The following is a 16458-nucleotide window of genomic DNA, read 5'->3' as shown; positions in this document are numbered from 1 at the left end:
TCCCCGTAAATACTGGCTATTTTACGCATAAAGTGACAAAAATGATTCGGTTTGCGCACGATTAGGAATTCCGGCACGCCCACCTGGCTGTGTACATTTCATCGCGGCCACTGCGCTTGCGAAGCGAATCGCTTTCTCGGTTGGCATTTTCTCCGCCAGGGCAACTGCCATGGCACCATGGAAAACGTCACCGGCCCCAGTTGTATCGACCACATTGACAGAAAATGCGCCCTGTTGACACAAATCTCCTTCGTCAATCCATTGTGATCCCTCACCACCCAACGTAACGTAGACTTTACCGTCAGTTTGTTCGGCGGCTAGTTTCAGAGCCTGCTCTGCATCATCCAGGCCGGTCATCCGCTTAAGCCCTGGAGTCGAAAAAACCGCATGATCGGCAAGCGCCACTAATGGCGTAATGTCCTGAGGTGTCATATCGGCATCCAGCAGCGTCATGACACCGGCGGCACGTGCCAGTTGGAAGGATTTGAATGTTCCTTCATGCCAGCGTACATCGGCCAAAACCATGTCATAGCGAGTAAAATCAATCGACTCCAGCCACTGTGCATCCGTATCCAGGTCAGGGCTCGGGTAGTTGACGATGATTCGCTCCCCGTGCTGATCGACCAGAATGGCAGACTGCGATGAACGCGCGTTGGGATATTGACGGCAGAATTCAGTATTCACTCCCCAACTGCGAAGTTCATTCAGTAATGTGTTACCACAGCTATCGTCACCCACGCGGCCGATAAAATCGACGTCGATACCGAGTCGGGCAATTGCCACTGCCGCCGTTGCCGCTGGGCCACCCCCTGTCTCCATATACTGATTTGACTGATATTTCCCCCCGCCATCAGGCAGGCTGTTCAGAGAGTAGATTCGGTCCTGAACGGTGATTCCAACGCATGCAATTTTGGTCATATTTGTTTTGTCCTGTGTGATCTTGTCTTCTTTTGTTCATTTTAATGACATAAATGATCAAATTAGTGACGCGTGTCTTGTTTTTAGTCATAAATTACAAATATGCTCAAAAACAGACGAAAATGAGTTTTTAATTGTAATTATTTTGTCAACCTGAGACAGGAGACCGTTCATGACAACCGTTGCATTTTTGGGATTGGGCCAGATGGGTAGCCCAATGGCTAACAACCTGTTGCAACACGGATATGTATTACGCGTGTTTGACGTAAACCCGAAGGCCGTTACGGAGTTAGTACAAAAAGGTGCGATTGCCGCCCAAACTCCCGCAGAAGCCGCAAAAGACGCCGAATTTATTATCACCATGCTGCCAAATGGCGACATCGTTCGGCAAGTGCTGCTGGGCAAAGATGGTGTGAGCGAAACCCTGTCCCCTGATGCGCTGGTGATTGATATGTCCACCATTCATCCATTGCAAACTGATGCCTTGCTCAATGAGATGCAAGAAAAGGGTATCAGCATGATGGATGCGCCAGTGGGTAGGACCTCCGTTAATGCCATTGATGGAACTCTGCTGATTCTCGCAGGGGGGACACCTGAGCAAGTTGAGCGTGCGCGTCCTGTTTTGATGTGTATGGGCAATGAATTAGTGGAAGCCGGTGGTCCTGGAATGGGGATCCGCGTGAAGCTCATCAACAACTACATGAGTATTGCGCTGAATGCCTTATCTGCGGAGGCCGCTGTGCTTTGTGAGTCCCTGGGGCTAAGCCTGGATGTGGCCATTAAGGTCATGAGCGGTACTGCCGCAGGCAAGGGACACTTTACGACAACCTGGCCAGGAAAAGTGCTGAAGGGCGATTTGTCCCCGGCCTTTATGGTGGACCTGGCGTTGAAAGACCTGCGCATCGCCGTTGATGTCGCGAATCAGACCGGTGCCCCGCTCAATATGGGAGTGGCGGCAGAAACGTATTACACCCGTGCTAGTGAAAACGGCCGAGGTCGCCAGGACTGGAGCGCGTTGTTATCTCAGGTTCGTCAGTTGGCTGGCCGACCAGATTCTCTTTAAATTATAAATGTTCACAGGAGTTACTATGTCTTCCCACAATACCCCCTACACGCTGAAAGATATTTCTCGCCCAGGCGGTGGATTTGCCATGCTAGCCGTCGATCAGCGTGAGGCGATGCGCCTGATGTTCGTGGCTTCTGGGCATCCAAAACCGGTTGCTGACAGCGTATTAACGGACTTTAAAGTCGCAGCAACCCAGATTCTTTCACCTTATGCTTCCGCTGTGCTTGCGGATAAACAATTTTGCCTCGACCAGATTGTGGCACAAGGTGCGGTTGCTGAATCTTGTGGTCTGATTGTGGCGGCTGATCATTTTGTCCCAGGCAACGGCATCCCGGTTGATAGTGTGGAAATCGATAGGGCAATTGACCCGCATAAAGCCCGTGAGATGGGTGCAAAAGCAATGAAGCTGCTGGTCCTTTGGCGTGAAGATGAACCAGCAGAAGCACGTCTGGCTATGGTGGAGGAGTTTGTCCAACGTTGTCGTAGCGTCGGGTTGGTGAGCATCATCGAGCCGGTTGTTCGTCCTCCTCGCCGTGGTTGGGAGTTTGATCGTGAAAGTGCCATTCTCGCTGCTGCTGCTGAACTTGGCGGTACTGATGCCGATCTCTATAAAGTCGAAATGCCATTAGGTGGTAAGGGTGATGAACAGACCCTGCTTACCGCATGTCAAAAGCTTCATGAACACATGAAAATGCCATGGGTCATTCTTTCCTCTGGGGTTGATGCCGATATCTTTGGCCGTGCTGTCCGCATCGCCATGAAAGGTGGTGCTTCCGGGTTCCTGGCTGGCCGTGCTGTGTGGGCGTCGGTCGTGGGGGCTCAGGATCCGCAAACGATGCTGCGTGATGTGTCTGTTCCGCGTCTACAACGCCTCGCTGAAATTGTTGATGAAGGTATTTCTCAGCGTTAATCACCTATTGTTAGCGAATCTGGAGCAGAACCATGGAAAAAATTACCCAAGTTCTCTTTTCTGATATTGGGAAAGTGACGACCCAGTATATTGAGCTGCCGCACCAGGAACTAAAACCGCAGGAAGTCCGCATCGCACCGGTATTCTACGGAATTTGCGGCTCTGACCTGCATGTACTGAAAGGGGGTCATCCATTTGCCAAACCTCCGGTTGTGCCAGGGCATGAAATTGCGGCACGCGTAACGGAAGTGGGCAGTGAGGTGACGAATGTCAAAGCGGGCGATCATGTCGTTGTCGATCCGATCATGGCCTGCATGGAATGCCGTGCCTGTAAGGCCGGTCGCTTCAATCTGTGTGAGCCACCCCAAGTAGCTGGTTTCCGCGCGCCAGGATTTGCCCGCTCGCAGCATATTGTCCCGGCGCGAAACTGCCATGTTGCACCTGCCTCGCTACCGCTGAAAGCACTGGCTTTTGCCGAGCCGGCAGCCTGCGCGCGTCACTGTGTAAGCAGAATGCCGAAAGCCTCACTGGAGAGCGTGTTAGTGATTGGTGCAGGAACCATTGGCTTATCCATTGTTCAGGCTTTGCGCATTATGGGTGCGGGAAAAATCACCGTTATCGAACCTGATGCCGCCAAGCGTGCATTGTCATTAAAGCTTGGCGCGGCTGACGTTTTGGCTCCGGGTGAACTGGATCCGCAGGCTCGCTTTACGGGCGCGATAGATGTTGTTGCTGCTCAAGCCACGCTGAATGATGCCTTTACCCACGTCTATGCCGGGGGAACGGTGATGTGCATGGGTGTTCCGAGTGGTCCTCGTGAAATTCCACTGCCTATGATGCAGCGTTTTGAACGCGATCTGCTGAATTCAGGCATGTATATCCCTGAGGATTTTGATGCGGTAATTGAGTGGCTGGCAGATGGGCGGTTTGACACCAGTGAACTGGTGACCGATCTCTTCCCGGTTGAGGATGCAGCAAAAGCATTTGAACGTGCGCAGCAAAATGACTCGATAAAAGTCATGCTGCAATTTGCTGAGGCTTGATGGCATTACCCTCTGTCTGGCGCTGCTTCACGGCAGCGCCACCCTACAACAATGAAAAAAGGATACTGCGATGAGTCACATCACCAGTCCTGCACCTTATTCAATCGGTCGTCCCCAGGACGTGATTGATATTGTTAATAAACATTCAGCAGTAAACACCAGCGTTGGCATCATTTTTATCGCGCTGGGCGGAATCCTTATCGATGCTTATCAGGCGGCAATGGTTGGGTTTGGTAATAAATATATCGCCATGCAATTCGGTATCTCACCGGGGCTTGCGGCAACGGTTAATGCCTCTGTTTTAGTGGCGGCTTTGATTGGTGGGCTGCTGGCGAACCGCGTGATTAATCGCTTTGGTCAAAAGCGCGCATTTATCATCGGGATGGGTTTGTGCACGATTGGTGCTGCAGCCGTTGCGATAGCGCCCAACATCTGGTGGGTGCTGGTTTGTCGGGTGATTATGGGATTCGGTCTGGGCATTGATTTCCCGTTGGCAACGAATGCTGTTGCCGAACTGCGTGGTTCAACGTCCAAGAAAACCGGTTCGTCAGTCAACCTCTGGCAAATGGCCTGGTATGTATCAACTACTGTTGTTTATCTTGTGCTGCTCCCGCTACTGCTGTCGGGCATCGCTGAAGAGCAATTATGGCGTTACGGGATATTCGTAGGTGCGATTTTCGCGGTCATTATCATGATCCTGCGATACTTTTTTATTGGTGAGTCCGCCATGTGGGCGGCGCGAGTCGGACGTTATGATGAGGCGTGCGGCATCCTGGCCAAGCGCTATGGTGTTCACGCTCGCGTTGCGGCGCCTTCACAACGTGGAGATGGCTCTGCGGAAAAAACAGAGAGTAAGTTTCATGGCGGGTACGGCATCTTATTTAATTCCCGTTATCGCAAACGGACCATCCTCGGCTGCGTCGTGGCCACTATGCAGGCCTGGCAATACAACGCCGTGGGCGTTTATTTGCCGCTGACGCTGGCGGGGATTCTTAGCGGAGGATTAACCGGAGCGCTCACTGGTTCAGCGGTCGTGAATGCGCTGTGTGGTATCACCGGTGGGTTAATCGGCTCGCTTATCCTCCAGCGTTTAGGTACCCGCCTCCAGTCGATGTATGGCTTTGCTATTGTGACGATTGCGCTACTGGCATTAGGTGCTTTGGCAACGACAAACCCATGGCTTTCATTAGGTCTGTTAGGTGCCATTATTTTCTTCCATTCGGCAGGCCCTGGTGGCTTAGGGATGACCATCGCCACGTTGTCTTACCCACCTACGATTCGCCCTACAGGGGTTGGATTCGCCCGCGCCATTATGCGTACCGGCGCGATAGCTGGGCTTATTTTCTGGCCGATGTTGTGGGGTGCGTTAAAGACGGAAGCATTCTATTGGTTAGCGATCGTTCCTTTCCTCGGATTCCTGACGTGCGTATTGATTAAGTGGGAACCCCTTGGTGCCAATGTTGACGCTGAAGATGCTGAGGTTCTGGCTGAACTGGAGAAATAGTCAGTAAGCGCGTCGGTATAGATCGGCGCGCTTTATTTATTCATCAATGGTTTTATTCTGCGGATTTCTCACCGACCCGGAGAGGAAAGTTATGGCTGAAAGTGAACAGGTACCAAAAGAAGGACTATCCGGCAAAGCCATGAGACGCGTTGTCATGGGGAGTTTCGCCGGTGCGTTAATGGAATGGTACGATTTTTTTATTTTTGGAACAGCTGCAGGGTTGGTCTTTGCCCCGCTATTTTTCCCTGACAGCGATCCGTTTATTGGTTTAATCGCCGCCTTCGCGACCTTCGGTGTCGGCTTTTTATCGCGTCCGCTGGGGGGCATTGTGTTTGGCCACTTTGGCGATAAAGTTGGCCGCAAGATAACGTTGATTTGGACATTAGGTATTGTCGGTACCTCAACGTTCTTAATTGGTTTTATACCTACCTACCAGGACATTGGGATCTGGGCACCGATTATATTGATGGTTCTGCGCCTGATTCAGGGATTCGGTCTGGGTGGGGAATATGGTGGGGCGGCGTTGATGACTATTGAATCTGCGCCCGAAGCGAAGCGCGGATTTTTAGGATCGCTCCCGCAAACGGCGGCTTCGGTTGGGATTATGCTGGCGACAGGCGTGTTCGCGCTGTGTAATCACTTCCTGACTCAGGAGGAATTTCTTTCCTGGGGATGGCGCATTCCCTTTTGGCTCTCTGCTGTCATGTTGATTGTTGGATTATTCATTCGACTTCATACCGAAGAGACGTTGGATTTCCAACAACAGCAACCGGCCAGACCACATGAAAAATCAACGCCCCCGCTGATTGAACTCTTCCGTAAACATCCACGTAATATTTTGCTGGCGCTAGGTGCCAGGCTGGCGGAGAGCGTTTCGTCCAATATTATTAATGCCTTTGGGATTGTCTATATTTCCAGTCAGCTTGCGTTATCAAGGGACATTCCGCTAACCGGTATGCTTATCGCATCGGCGATTGGCATTGTTTGTTGTCCCCTGATTGGCTGGATTTCCGACCGCGTAGGGCAGCGGAAAATGTACTTGTTTGGGGCCGGTTTTTGCATCCTGTTTGCCTTTCCTTTCTTCATGTTGCTGGACACAAAAAGCACGCTCATTATCTGGTGCAGTATGATCCTGGGTTATAACCTCGGCCCAACGATGATGTTTGCCGTACAGCCCACGTTGTTTACTCGCATGTTTGGTACTCGGGTCCGCTACACGGGCCTTTCATTTGCCTACCAGTTCTCTGCGATTTTGGGTGGGTTAAGCCCGCTTATTGCTTCCAGCCTGTTGGCCTTAGGCGGTGGTAAGCCGTGGTATGTCGCACTGTTCCTGTTTGTTATCTCAATACTTTCATTTATTTGCGTCTGGCTTATCGAGCCCCATTCAGACAATAAAAATGACGCTAACGCGAATTAACTTCTTACCGAAATATCAGAGAACCATTACATGAACACTGAATTTAATACTGAACATCGACAAGCATTACAGCGTGCGTTTGATGCCCCTTGGCCGGGTCCTGTTGGTCAATCTGTTCTGCTTGAAAAAGGAAATATTCGTCTGCAGCTTTTCCCGCAAGACGGTGCCAGAATCACGTCATTACAGGCGTTTGGTTTTGAAGTATTGCGACAATGGGAACCGCAGCGAAGAGCATTTCAATACGGCTGCTTCCCCATGGTGCCTTGGGCGGGACGCCTTGGGTATGCGACGCTGAACGTGGGGGAGAATCAGTATGCTTTGCCTGCTAATAAGCCGCCTCATGCTCTGCACGGCATGGCTTGTTACTCATCGTGGGAGATCGTTGAGCAAAAGGCGGATGCCTTGACGCTGCGTATGCCGTTGGAATCCCCATGGCCCTGGCAGGGCGAAGTGCTGCAAACGCTGACCCTTGAAGAGGATACGCTCATTCTACGCCTTGAAATTCATTCAGGTGCAGGTTCATTCCCGGCATCAGCGGGCTGGCATCCTTGGTTTGCTAAACGCCTCGGCTTGCAGCATGAGGATGCAGAACTGCAGGTGTTATTCAATGCTGACTGGCAGGAGGAGGCTGGGAGCAATGAACTTCCGACAGGCAACAAAATTCCTCCACAATCGGGTCCGTGGGATGACTGCTTCGGTTTTTCTTCCGGTCTGAATGTCAGATTACAATGGCCAGGTAAGCTGAGTATGGTGATGACATCGGCGGCACAAAGCCTGGTCGTCTTTGATAAACAACCTGACGCGACATGTGTTAATCCACTCACTCAGGCACCTAATGCCATTAACCTGACGCCGCAGTTTGTCAGCGCTGGTTTACCGCTGGTGATTGAGTCTCGCTGGCAATTTAACGATGAAGGCGAATAATCGCGACTGGCACGCATAGTCAAACTTCTCCTTTCCCGCTACAGTTATTCATCCATGGCGAGTAAGGAGAAGGACATGCTCTATATCTTTGATTTGGGTAATGTGATTGTCGATATCGACTTCAATCGCGTGTTAGGCACATGGAGCGATCTGAGCCGTGTCCCGCTGGCTTCGCTAAAGCAAAGTTTCACCATGGGGGAGGCTTTTCGCCAACATGAGCGGGGTGAAATAACCGATGAGGCGTTTGCCGAGGCGCTGTGTCACGACATGGCGCTGCCGTTGAGTTACGAACAGTTTTCCCATGGCTGGCAGGCCGTTTTTGTTGCGCTACGCCCCGACGTCATCGACATCATGCATAAACTGCGTGAGCAGGGGCATCGTGTCGTGGTGCTGTCGAATACCAACCGCCTGCATACGACATTTTGGCCGGATGAGTACCCAGAAGTTCGCCAGGCTGCGGACCATATCTATCTTTCCCAGGAACTCGGCATGCGTAAACCCGAAGCGCGGATTTACCAGCATGTTCTGCAGTCCGAAGGTTTTTCTGCCGCAGATACGGTCTTTTTTGATGATAACGCCGATAATATTGAAGGGGCTAACCAGTTAGGGATCACCAGCATCCTGGTCGTTGATAAAACGACCATACCTGACTATTTCGCGACGGTGTTATGCTAAAAAACGTGCATCAAAAAGCCAGGCACCATACGCGTCCTGTACGGGCCTGGCTGAAGTTATTATGGCAACGCATTGATGAGGACAACATGACGACACTGGCGGGCAACCTGGCTTACGTCTCGTTGCTTTCGTTAGTGCCGCTTATCGCCGTTGTTTTTGCGCTTTTCGCCGCATTTCCCATGTTTTCCGACGTCAGCATTCAGCTGCGACATTTTATATTCGCTAATTTTATTCCGGCCACCGGCGATGTTATTCAGCGCTATATCGAACAGTTTGTCGCGAACTCGAACAAAATGACCGCCGTCGGCGCATGTGGGCTGATTGTGACGGCTCTGTTGCTGATGTATGCCATCGACAGCGCACTGAATACCATTTGGCGCAGCAAACGCACCCGGCCCAAAGTGTATTCGTTTGCGGTGTACTGGATGATTTTAACGCTGGGCCCGTTGTTGGCGGGTGCTAGTCTGGCGATCAGCTCTTATCTTTTGTCCCTGCGCTGGGCCAGCGATCTCAATACCGTTATTGATAACGTCCTGAGGGTATTGCCGCTGGTGCTCTCCTGGCTCTCATTCTGGCTGCTGTACAGCATTGTACCTACCACACGCGTACCCAATCGTGATGCGGTGATCGGCGCTTTTGTCGCCGCGGTGCTGTTCGAAGCTGGGAAGAAAGGATTTGCACTCTATATCACGATGTTTCCGTCTTATCAGTTGATCTACGGCGTGCTGGCGGTGATCCCCATTTTATTCGTCTGGGTATACTGGACGTGGTGTATCGTCTTGCTAGGCGCGGAAATAACTGTCACTCTCGGTGAATACCGCAAACTCAAACAAGCCGCAGAACAAGAAGAAGCAGAATAAATATGATTGCATTGATTCAGCGCGTAACCCGTGCCAGCGTCACCGTGGAGGATGAGGTGACGGGTGAAATTGGCCCAGGACTTTTAGTTTTATTAGGTGTCGAAAGGGATGATGACGAACAGAAAGCGAACCGCCTTTGCGAGCGCGTGCTCGGCTATCGAATTTTTAGCGATGCCGAAGGTAAGATGAACCTGAATGTACAACAGGCGGGTGGCAGCGTGCTGGTGGTCTCACAGTTTACGCTGGCGGCAGATACCGAACGGGGCATGCGCCCGGGCTTCTCAAAGGGCGCTGCGCCCGATCGTGCAGAAGCGTTATATGAATACTTTGTTGAGCGCTGTCGCCAACAGGAGATGAATACGCAAACCGGACGATTCGCTGCGGATATGCAGGTTTCACTGGTTAATGATGGCCCCGTGACGTTCTGGTTACAGGTATGAACCAGCTTCCGGCGTGGTCGCGGGTAACAAGAGAGAATACAACTATGTATCACCTTCGAGTGCCGCAAACAGAAGAAGAATTGGCGCGTTACTACCAGTTTCGCTGGGAGATGTTGCGTAAACCGCTGCATCAGCCAAAAGGCTCCGAGCGGGATGCCTGGGATGCGATGGCGCACCACCAGATGGTGGTGGATGAAGAGGGCAATCTGGTCGCGGTAGGGCGTTTGTATATCAATGCGGATAACGAAGCCTCCATACGCTTTATGGCTGTAGACCCGTCCGTGCAGGAGAAGGGCTTAGGCACGCTGATGGCGATGACCCTGGAATCTGTGGCGCGTCAGGAAGGGGTCAAGCGCGTAACCTGTAGCGCCCGTGAAGATGCGGTCGAATTTTTTGCCAAGCTGGGTTTTGTGAGCCAGGGTGAAATCACCACGCCGCAAACCACGCCGGTACGCCACTTTTTGATGATCAAGCCCATTGCCACGCTGGATGATATTCTTCATCGCGGTGACTGGTGTGGACAGCTTCAGCAAGCCTGGTACGAACATATTCCGCTGAGCGAGAAAATGGGCGTGCGTATTCAGCAGTATACCGGGCAAAAATTCATTACCACGATGCCCGAAACCGGCAATCAAAACCCGCACCATACCCTGTTTGCCGGGAGCCTGTTTTCTCTGGCTACGTTAACCGGTTGGGGGCTGATCTGGCTAATGCTGCGCGAGCGCCATTTGGGCGGAACGATTATCCTCGCCGATGCACATATCCGCTACAGCAGACCGATCACCGGCAAGCCGACGGCCATTGCCGATCTGGGTTCGCTGAGTGGCGATCTTGACCGTCTGGCGAGAGGCCGTAAGGCGCGTGTCCAGATGCAGGTAGAGGTCTTTGGCGATGATGCGGCAGGTGTGGTGTTTGAAGGCACCTACATTGTGCTACCCGCAAAACCATTTGGTGCCTACGAAGAAGGTGGAAACGAAGAGGAGTAGGGGCAAATCCCTGTTTTTCATTCTACCCCGTTCGCTATTGCTAACGATTCCAGACGAGTTATTCAGGCATTAAGCGTCTAAAGGACAACCCGGCAGCGTGAAATGCTCACCGGGTTGTGAGTCGACTTACTCCCCTTCACCCGGGAACAGGAACGGGTTGATGGAGCTGCGGGCAAAGCCCTCTTGCTCCATGTGCGCGTCCAGCATCAGTGAGGCGAGGTCGTCGGCAACGGCTTCGACATTGGGGTCTTTTTCCTGATACAGAATCTTCAGGTAAGTCCCGCAGTCGCCGCAGCTTTCAGCTTTAATCGCAGACTGTTCGTTATCCAGTGACCAGTAGTTCAAATCACGGCTTTGCTCGCAGTTGCTGCACTTCACGCGCACCACGTGCCACTCGGTTTCACACAGGTTGCAGTGCAGATAGCGCAGCCCCTGAGTGGTACCGATTTGCACCATGCTGGAGACCGGCATCGAACCGCACACCGGGCAGAACTGGCGCTGTTCACCGTATTCCGCTCGTGCTTTGCCGGGGATCAGGCTGGCCATTTGTGCCCAGTAGAGCGACAGCGCGGCCCAGATGAACGGCGCTTTATCACTGCTGACCGACACAAAATCAGAAGCAAACAGCGCGCTGGCCATCAGTTCCAGCTCTTGCTCGGAGGCTTTTTCCAGATTCTCGATCACCGCTAACGCAGGGCCGCTCATTTCTGGTTTCAGCTCAGCAATTAACGATTGCAGCAGTTTTTGCCAGTGCTTATCGCGTGGCAGAACGTGGATATCCAGCGGCGGTTTGCCCTGATCGTTCGCTTCTTTGATGCGCGCGGTCAGGTCCATCTGCAGCGGATGGTCGTACAGCACCACTTCCTGCGCATGAGCGATCAGCGCAGCAAAGCGCAGATAATCACCCAACGGGTTGTTTTCGGCCAGCTCGCGCAGACGCTCAGCACGGCGGTTATACAAATTTTTGAGTCTGGGGAACAATAACGGCGGAATCATATCCGCCGTGCGTTTCTCGCTCGAACCCAGCTCATCTTGCGGGATTATGCGAATACTCATTCAGATGACTTTTCCTGTTTCTGGCGGACTTCACGGTACCAGCGTGGGTGATGTTTCTTCGCCCATGAGCTGGTGACCCATCCTTCCACCATCGCGGTAATGGTGCCTTTCACCCAAAGGGCGGCGTAAATGTGCACCATGATAACCACAATTAACGCTACTGCGGCAAATGAATGCAGCATTAACGCGAATCGGATCACCGGGATTGAGAAAGCAGGCGCAAAATACGGGCGCCAGATGATCACTCCGCTCACCAGCAACAGGACCAGGAAGATAATCGCCGCCCAGAATACGCATTTCTGGCCGAAGTTATAACGTCCCGTGTCACCTACTTCCTCGTTGACGACGATCTTACGAATATTCTTCGCCCAAAAGATATCATCCCGATTGATTAGATTGTGGTGCCAGTAACGGAAAAACATGATGATAAACGAGGCAAACATAATCACGCCGACAAACGGGTGCAGAATTCGCGCCAGCTGCGGGGTGCCCATGATTTGCATCAGCCAGTTGAAGGATGGGAAGAAAAAGCCCAGCCCGCTTATCGCCGCCAACATGAAGCAGAAGGCGGTGACCCAGTGGTTGATGCGTTCCGGCGCTGTATAGCGCACGATGGTGTCACGTCGTTTCATTTGCGCACCTCGTCTTTTTCTTCATGCAGATTGTCTTCTTCCTCTTCCGCACGGTTCGGACCTACGCCGACGTAGTGGAAGATGCTGGCCGCAAATGTCGCTGCAAAGCCGACCGCTGCGAGGGGTTTCCAGATGCCTTTCCAGAACTTCACGGTGGCGCTGATTTCCGGGTTTTCCGGCAGGCCATGGTACAGATTCGGCTTGTCGGCATGATGCAGTACGTACATAACGTGCGTACCGCCAACGCCTATCGGATCGTACAGTCCGGCGTTATCGTAGCCACGGGTCTTCAGCTCTGCCACGCGCTCGCCTGCCAGCGTTTTCATCGACTCTTTGGTGCCGAAATGAATCGCGCCGGTTGGGCAGGTTTTCACGCAGGCCGGTTCTTGTCCTACCACAACACGGTCAACGCACAGCGTACATTTATAGACGCGATTGTCTTCCGGGTTGAGGCGCGGCACGTCGAACGGACAGCCTGCAATGCAGTAGCCGCAGCCAATGCACTGCTCGGACTGGAAGTCGACAATGCCGTTGGCATACTGAATGATTGCCCCTTCCGCCGGACACGCCTTCAGGCAGCCCGGATCGGCACAGTGCATGCAGCCATCCTTGCGGATCAGCCACTCCAGTTTGTCGTCTTGTTCCACTTCCGAGAAGCGCATCACCGTCCAGGATTTGGCGGTCAAATCGGCGGGGTTGTCGTACACCCCAACGTTGCTGCCGATTTCATCGCGGATATCGTTCCACTCTGAGCAGGCCACCTGACAGGCTTTACAACCGATGCAGGTGGTGACGTCGATGAGCTTGGCCACTTCCTCCTGGTGATCCCGCGCCTGAGGCGCGGGGGTGAAACCGTTAGTGGCGGATCGACGAATGATGTCTTGCGATTGATAAGCCATAGGTCGTCTCCGTTACACCTTTTCCACGTTCACGAGGAAGGACTTAAATTCCGGCGTCTGCGTGTTCGCATCACCGACGAATGGCGTTAACGTGTTAGCGATAAAGCCTTTTTTCGCCACACCTTCGTAGCCCCAGTGGATCGGAATACCGATGGTGTCGATATCCTGACCGTTGGCCTTCAGCGTGCGAATACGTTTGGTCACCACCGCTTTGGCTTTGATGTAGCCGCGGTTAGAAGAGACCTTAACGGTATCGCCGTGGGAGATGCCGAGCTTGTTCGCCAGCTTCTCGCCAATTTCCACAAACTGTTCCGGCTGAGCGATGGCGTTTAGCAGCGCGTGCTTGGTCCAGTAGTGGAAGTGCTCGGTCAGACGGTAGGTCGTCCCGACGTACGGGAACTTATCCGCTTTGCCCAGTGCTTCTTCATCGCCTTTAAAGATACGGGCAGCCGGGTTAGAGATAACGTTCGGGTGCAGCGGGTTGGTGCCCAGCGGTGTTTCAAACGGCTCGTAGTGTTCCGGGAACGGCCCTTCCGCCATCTTATCGATAGCAAACAGGCGTCCCATCCCTTCGGGCTGCATGATAAACGGCCCGACGTTGCTGCCCGGTGCGGCGGCGCTGTAGTCCGGAATATCCATCCCGCTCCATTTCGCCCCATCCCATTTCAGGATCTGACGTTTTGGATCCCACGGATTCCCCTGCGGGTCAGCGGAGGCGCGGTTATACAGAATACGGCGGTTGAGCGGCCATGCCCATGCCCAGCCCAGCGTATTGCCCAGGCCCGACGGGTCGGCGTTATCACGACGCGCCATCTGGTTGCCTTCCGGTGTCCAGCTACCGGCAAATATCCAGCAGCCGCTGGAGGTAGTGCCGTCATCGCGCAGTTGGGCAAATGAACTAAGCTGTTGGCCTTTCTTGACGATCACCGCACCGGTGGCCGGGTCGGTGATATCAGCCAGGGCTTTACCGTTGCTCTCCATCGCTACTTCTTCTGAAGCAGGTTCATGCGGCGTGGAGTAGTTCCAGGTCATGCTCAGCACCTGTTCCGGGTTCGCTCCCCCCTGTTCGGCGTACATCTTGCGCATGCGCAGGAAGATACCTGCGAGGATTTCACCGTCGGTGGCGGCAATCCCTGGGGCATCCGCGCCTTTCCAGTGCCACTGCAGCCAGCGTCCGGAGTTAACGATTGAGCCGTTTTCTTCGGCGAAGCAGGTGGACGGCAGACGGAACACTTCGGTCTGGATTTTTGACGGATCCACATCGTTCGACTCACCGTGGTTTTGCCAGAAGGTGGACGTTTCGGTGTTGAGTGGGTCGATAGTCACCAGGAACTTCAGTTTTGACAGTGAAGCCACGACCTTGTTTTTGTTCGGGAATGAGGCGACCGGGTTGAAGCCCTGGCAGATGTAGCCATTCACTTTGCCCTGGTTCATCATCTCGAAGTACTGCAGCACGTCGTACCCTTTATCCCACTTCGGCAGCCAGTCGAAGCCCCAGCTATTTTCCGCTGTCGCTTTATCACCAAAGAAGGCCTTCATCATCGAGACGAAGAATTTCGGGTAGTTGCCCCAGTAGTTTACCTGACCTTCCAGCAACGGTTTTGGCGTGTTGGCCGCAAGGTAAGTTTGCAGGTCGGTTTGCTTTTCGCTTGGCAGCGTCATGTAACCAGGCAGGCTCTGCGACAGCAGGCCTAAGTCAGTCAGACCCTGAATATTGGAGTGACCGCGCAGGGCGTTAACGCCACCGCCTGCCATCCCCATATTGCCGAGCAGCAGCTGGATCATCGCCATGGTGCGAATGTTCTGCGCGCCCACGGAGTGCTGCGTCCAGCCCAGCGCGTACAGGAACGACGCGGTTTTGTCTTTGGCGCTGGTTTCAGCGATGTATTCGCAGACTTTCAGGAAATCAGCCTTCGGCGTACCGCAAATGTTTTCGACAACATCCGGCGTGTAGCGGGAAACGTGCTGTTTCAGCAGATTCCACACGCAGCGCGGGTGTTGCAGCGTAACATCGCGTTTGGCGAAGCCTTTTTCATCCAGCTCGTAGTTCCAACTGGTTTTATCGTACTTGCGTTTGTCCGCGTCATAGCCGGTGAACAGGCCATCTTCAAAGCCATAATCTTCACGCACAATCAGGCTGGCGTTGGTGTAGGCTTCGGTATATTCGCGGTTGAATTTTTCGTTATTCAGCAGGTACAGCAAGACGCCTGACAAGAAGGCAATGTCAGTACCGGAACGAATGGGTGCATAGAAATCTGCCACCGCTGCGGTTCGCGTAAAGCGAGGATCGACCACAATCAGCTTCGCGCCGTTGTGAATTTTGGCTTCCATCGCCCAGCGGAATCCGACCGGGTGAGCTTCAGCGGCGTTACCGCCCATCACCACAACGAGGTTGGCATTTTTAATGTCGACCCAGTGGTTGGTCATCGCACCGCGACCAAATGTTGGAGCAAGACTTGCTACCGTTGGTCCGTGTCAGACGCGCGCCTGGTTGTCGACCGCGAGCATACCCAGCGCGCGGGAGAATTTTTGCGTTAAATAGCCGGTTTCATTACTGGAGGCGGAAGCACACAGCATCCCGGTGGAAAGCCAGCGGTTAACGGTGACGCCTTCGGCGTTCTGCGCAACGTAGTTAGCGTCGCGGTCTTCTTTCATCAGCTTCGCGATGCGGTCAAATGCCTCATCCCAGCTAATTTGTTGCCACTTATCGGAGCCTGGTGCACGATATTCCGGGAATTTCAGCCGGCTTTCGGAGTGGATGAAATCCACCAGACCAGCCCCTTTCGGGCACAGTGCGCCACGGTTCACCGGATGGTCCGGATCGCCCTCGATATGGAAGATGGATGCTTTGGCGTTTTTCGCACCGTCACCGAGACTGTACATTAACAGTCCACAGCCAACGGAACAGTAAGTGCAGGTGTTACGGGTTTCGCGGGTACGCAGCAGTTTATATTGCCGTGTTTCCGCTAGCGCTACGCCGGGTGCAAAACCCAGTGCCGCTGCCGTGGTGCCTGCCATACCGCCAGCGCAGATCTTAAAGAACTGCCTTCTGCTGACCTGCATGGTTCGCTCCTTGTTTCGACATTGTCACGTTCCCTTCGCGTAGGTGTATCGCGATCGCGAGGGAA

At 53.3% G+C, this 16458-nt stretch carries 14 protein-coding genes and 1 pseudogene; 10 read left to right on the top strand and 5 right to left on the bottom strand.

Annotated features, from left to right (window positions below):
• Nucleotides 1-21 precede the first annotated feature (21 nt).
• Entirely contained in the window at nucleotides 22-918 is an 897-nt protein-coding gene (locus FDX22_RS14850) for a sugar kinase (RefSeq protein WP_135912782.1), read from the bottom strand.
• Nucleotides 919-1090: 172 nt separating this feature from the next.
• On the opposite strand from FDX22_RS14850, the gene yihU reads away from it, so the two are divergent.
• The 10 genes and pseudogenes from yihU to fabY all read left to right on the top strand — a co-directional run bounded on the left by yihU (nucleotide 1091) and on the right by fabY (nucleotide 10743).
• On the top strand, nucleotides 1091-1981 hold the full coding sequence (gene yihU / locus FDX22_RS14845) for a sulfolactaldehyde 3-reductase (protein WP_115259816.1): 891 nt from the start codon (nucleotides 1091-1093) through the stop codon (nucleotides 1979-1981).
• Between the two features lie 25 nt (nucleotides 1982-2006).
• A complete protein-coding gene (locus FDX22_RS14840; protein ID WP_146717409.1) occupies nucleotides 2007-2894 on the top strand; it encodes an aldolase in 888 nt (295 codons plus the stop codon).
• A 32-nt stretch (nucleotides 2895-2926) separates the two neighbouring features.
• Nucleotides 2927-3937: a zinc-binding dehydrogenase gene (locus tag FDX22_RS14835; protein WP_135912780.1), complete on the top strand. Its 1011-nt coding sequence runs from the start codon at nucleotides 2927-2929 to the stop codon at nucleotides 3935-3937.
• A gap of 70 nt (nucleotides 3938-4007) precedes the next feature.
• Nucleotides 4008-5441 carry an MFS transporter gene (locus FDX22_RS14830; RefSeq protein WP_115259813.1) on the top strand — a complete coding sequence of 478 codons (1434 nt, stop codon included), beginning with the start codon at nucleotides 4008-4010 and terminating at the stop codon, nucleotides 5439-5441.
• 91 nt (nucleotides 5442-5532) lie between these two features.
• A pseudogene (locus FDX22_RS14825) lies at nucleotides 5533-6899 on the top strand (MFS transporter).
• Entirely contained in the window at nucleotides 6889-7782 is an 894-nt protein-coding gene (locus tag FDX22_RS14820; protein ID WP_135912777.1) for an aldose 1-epimerase, read from the top strand. The pseudogene FDX22_RS14825 and the gene FDX22_RS14820 overlap by 11 nt, the downstream one beginning before the upstream one ends.
• A 75-nt stretch (nucleotides 7783-7857) precedes the next feature.
• Nucleotides 7858-8457: a glucose-1-phosphatase gene (gene yihX, locus FDX22_RS14815; protein ID WP_096758866.1), complete on the top strand. Its 600-nt coding sequence runs from the start codon at nucleotides 7858-7860 to the stop codon at nucleotides 8455-8457.
• Nucleotides 8451-9317 carry a virulence factor BrkB family protein gene (locus tag FDX22_RS14810; RefSeq protein ID WP_115259810.1) on the top strand — a complete coding sequence of 289 codons (867 nt, stop codon included), beginning with the start codon at nucleotides 8451-8453 and terminating at the stop codon, nucleotides 9315-9317. The genes yihX and FDX22_RS14810 overlap by 7 nt, the downstream gene beginning before the upstream one ends.
• 2 nt (nucleotides 9318-9319) lie before the next feature.
• On the top strand, nucleotides 9320-9757 hold the full coding sequence (gene dtd, locus FDX22_RS14805; protein ID WP_096758864.1) for a D-aminoacyl-tRNA deacylase: 438 nt from the start codon (nucleotides 9320-9322) through the stop codon (nucleotides 9755-9757).
• 44 nt (nucleotides 9758-9801) lie between these two features.
• Nucleotides 9802-10743, top strand: coding sequence for a fatty acid biosynthesis protein FabY (gene fabY, locus FDX22_RS14800; protein ID WP_153064726.1), 942 nt, complete (start codon nucleotides 9802-9804; stop codon nucleotides 10741-10743).
• A gap of 126 nt (nucleotides 10744-10869) precedes the next feature.
• Here fabY and fdhE read toward each other — a convergent pair whose 3' ends face one another.
• The 4 genes from fdhE to fdnG are packed head-to-tail and all read right to left on the bottom strand — an operon-like array spanning nucleotide 10870 to nucleotide 16393.
• On the bottom strand, nucleotides 10870-11799 hold the full coding sequence (fdhE, locus tag FDX22_RS14795) for a formate dehydrogenase accessory protein FdhE (protein WP_146717408.1): 930 nt from the start codon (nucleotides 11797-11799) through the stop codon (nucleotides 10870-10872).
• Nucleotides 11796-12431, bottom strand: a complete 636-nt coding sequence (gene fdoI, locus FDX22_RS14790) for a formate dehydrogenase cytochrome b556 subunit (RefSeq protein ID WP_096758858.1) — start codon at nucleotides 12429-12431, stop codon at nucleotides 11796-11798. The genes fdhE and fdoI overlap by 4 nt, the downstream gene beginning before the upstream one ends.
• Complete coding sequence (gene fdoH / locus FDX22_RS14785; protein ID WP_115259809.1) at nucleotides 12428-13330, bottom strand: formate dehydrogenase O subunit beta; 903 nt, start codon at nucleotides 13328-13330, stop codon at nucleotides 12428-12430. The genes fdoI and fdoH overlap by 4 nt, the downstream gene beginning before the upstream one ends.
• A gap of 12 nt (nucleotides 13331-13342) precedes the next feature.
• Nucleotides 13343-16393: a formate dehydrogenase-N subunit alpha gene (gene fdnG / locus FDX22_RS14780; protein ID WP_117343643.1), complete on the bottom strand. Its 3051-nt coding sequence runs from the start codon at nucleotides 16391-16393 to the stop codon at nucleotides 13343-13345.
• Between the last annotated feature and the right edge of the window lie 65 nt (nucleotides 16394-16458).

The sequence above is a fragment of the Citrobacter sp. TBCS-14 genome, from assembly GCF_005280805.1.
GTDB classification, from domain to species: Bacteria; Pseudomonadota; Gammaproteobacteria; order Enterobacterales; family Enterobacteriaceae; genus Citrobacter; species Citrobacter gillenii.
Note: the sequence above shows the minus strand (reverse complement) of the source record. Positions and strands in the feature narration are given on the sequence as shown.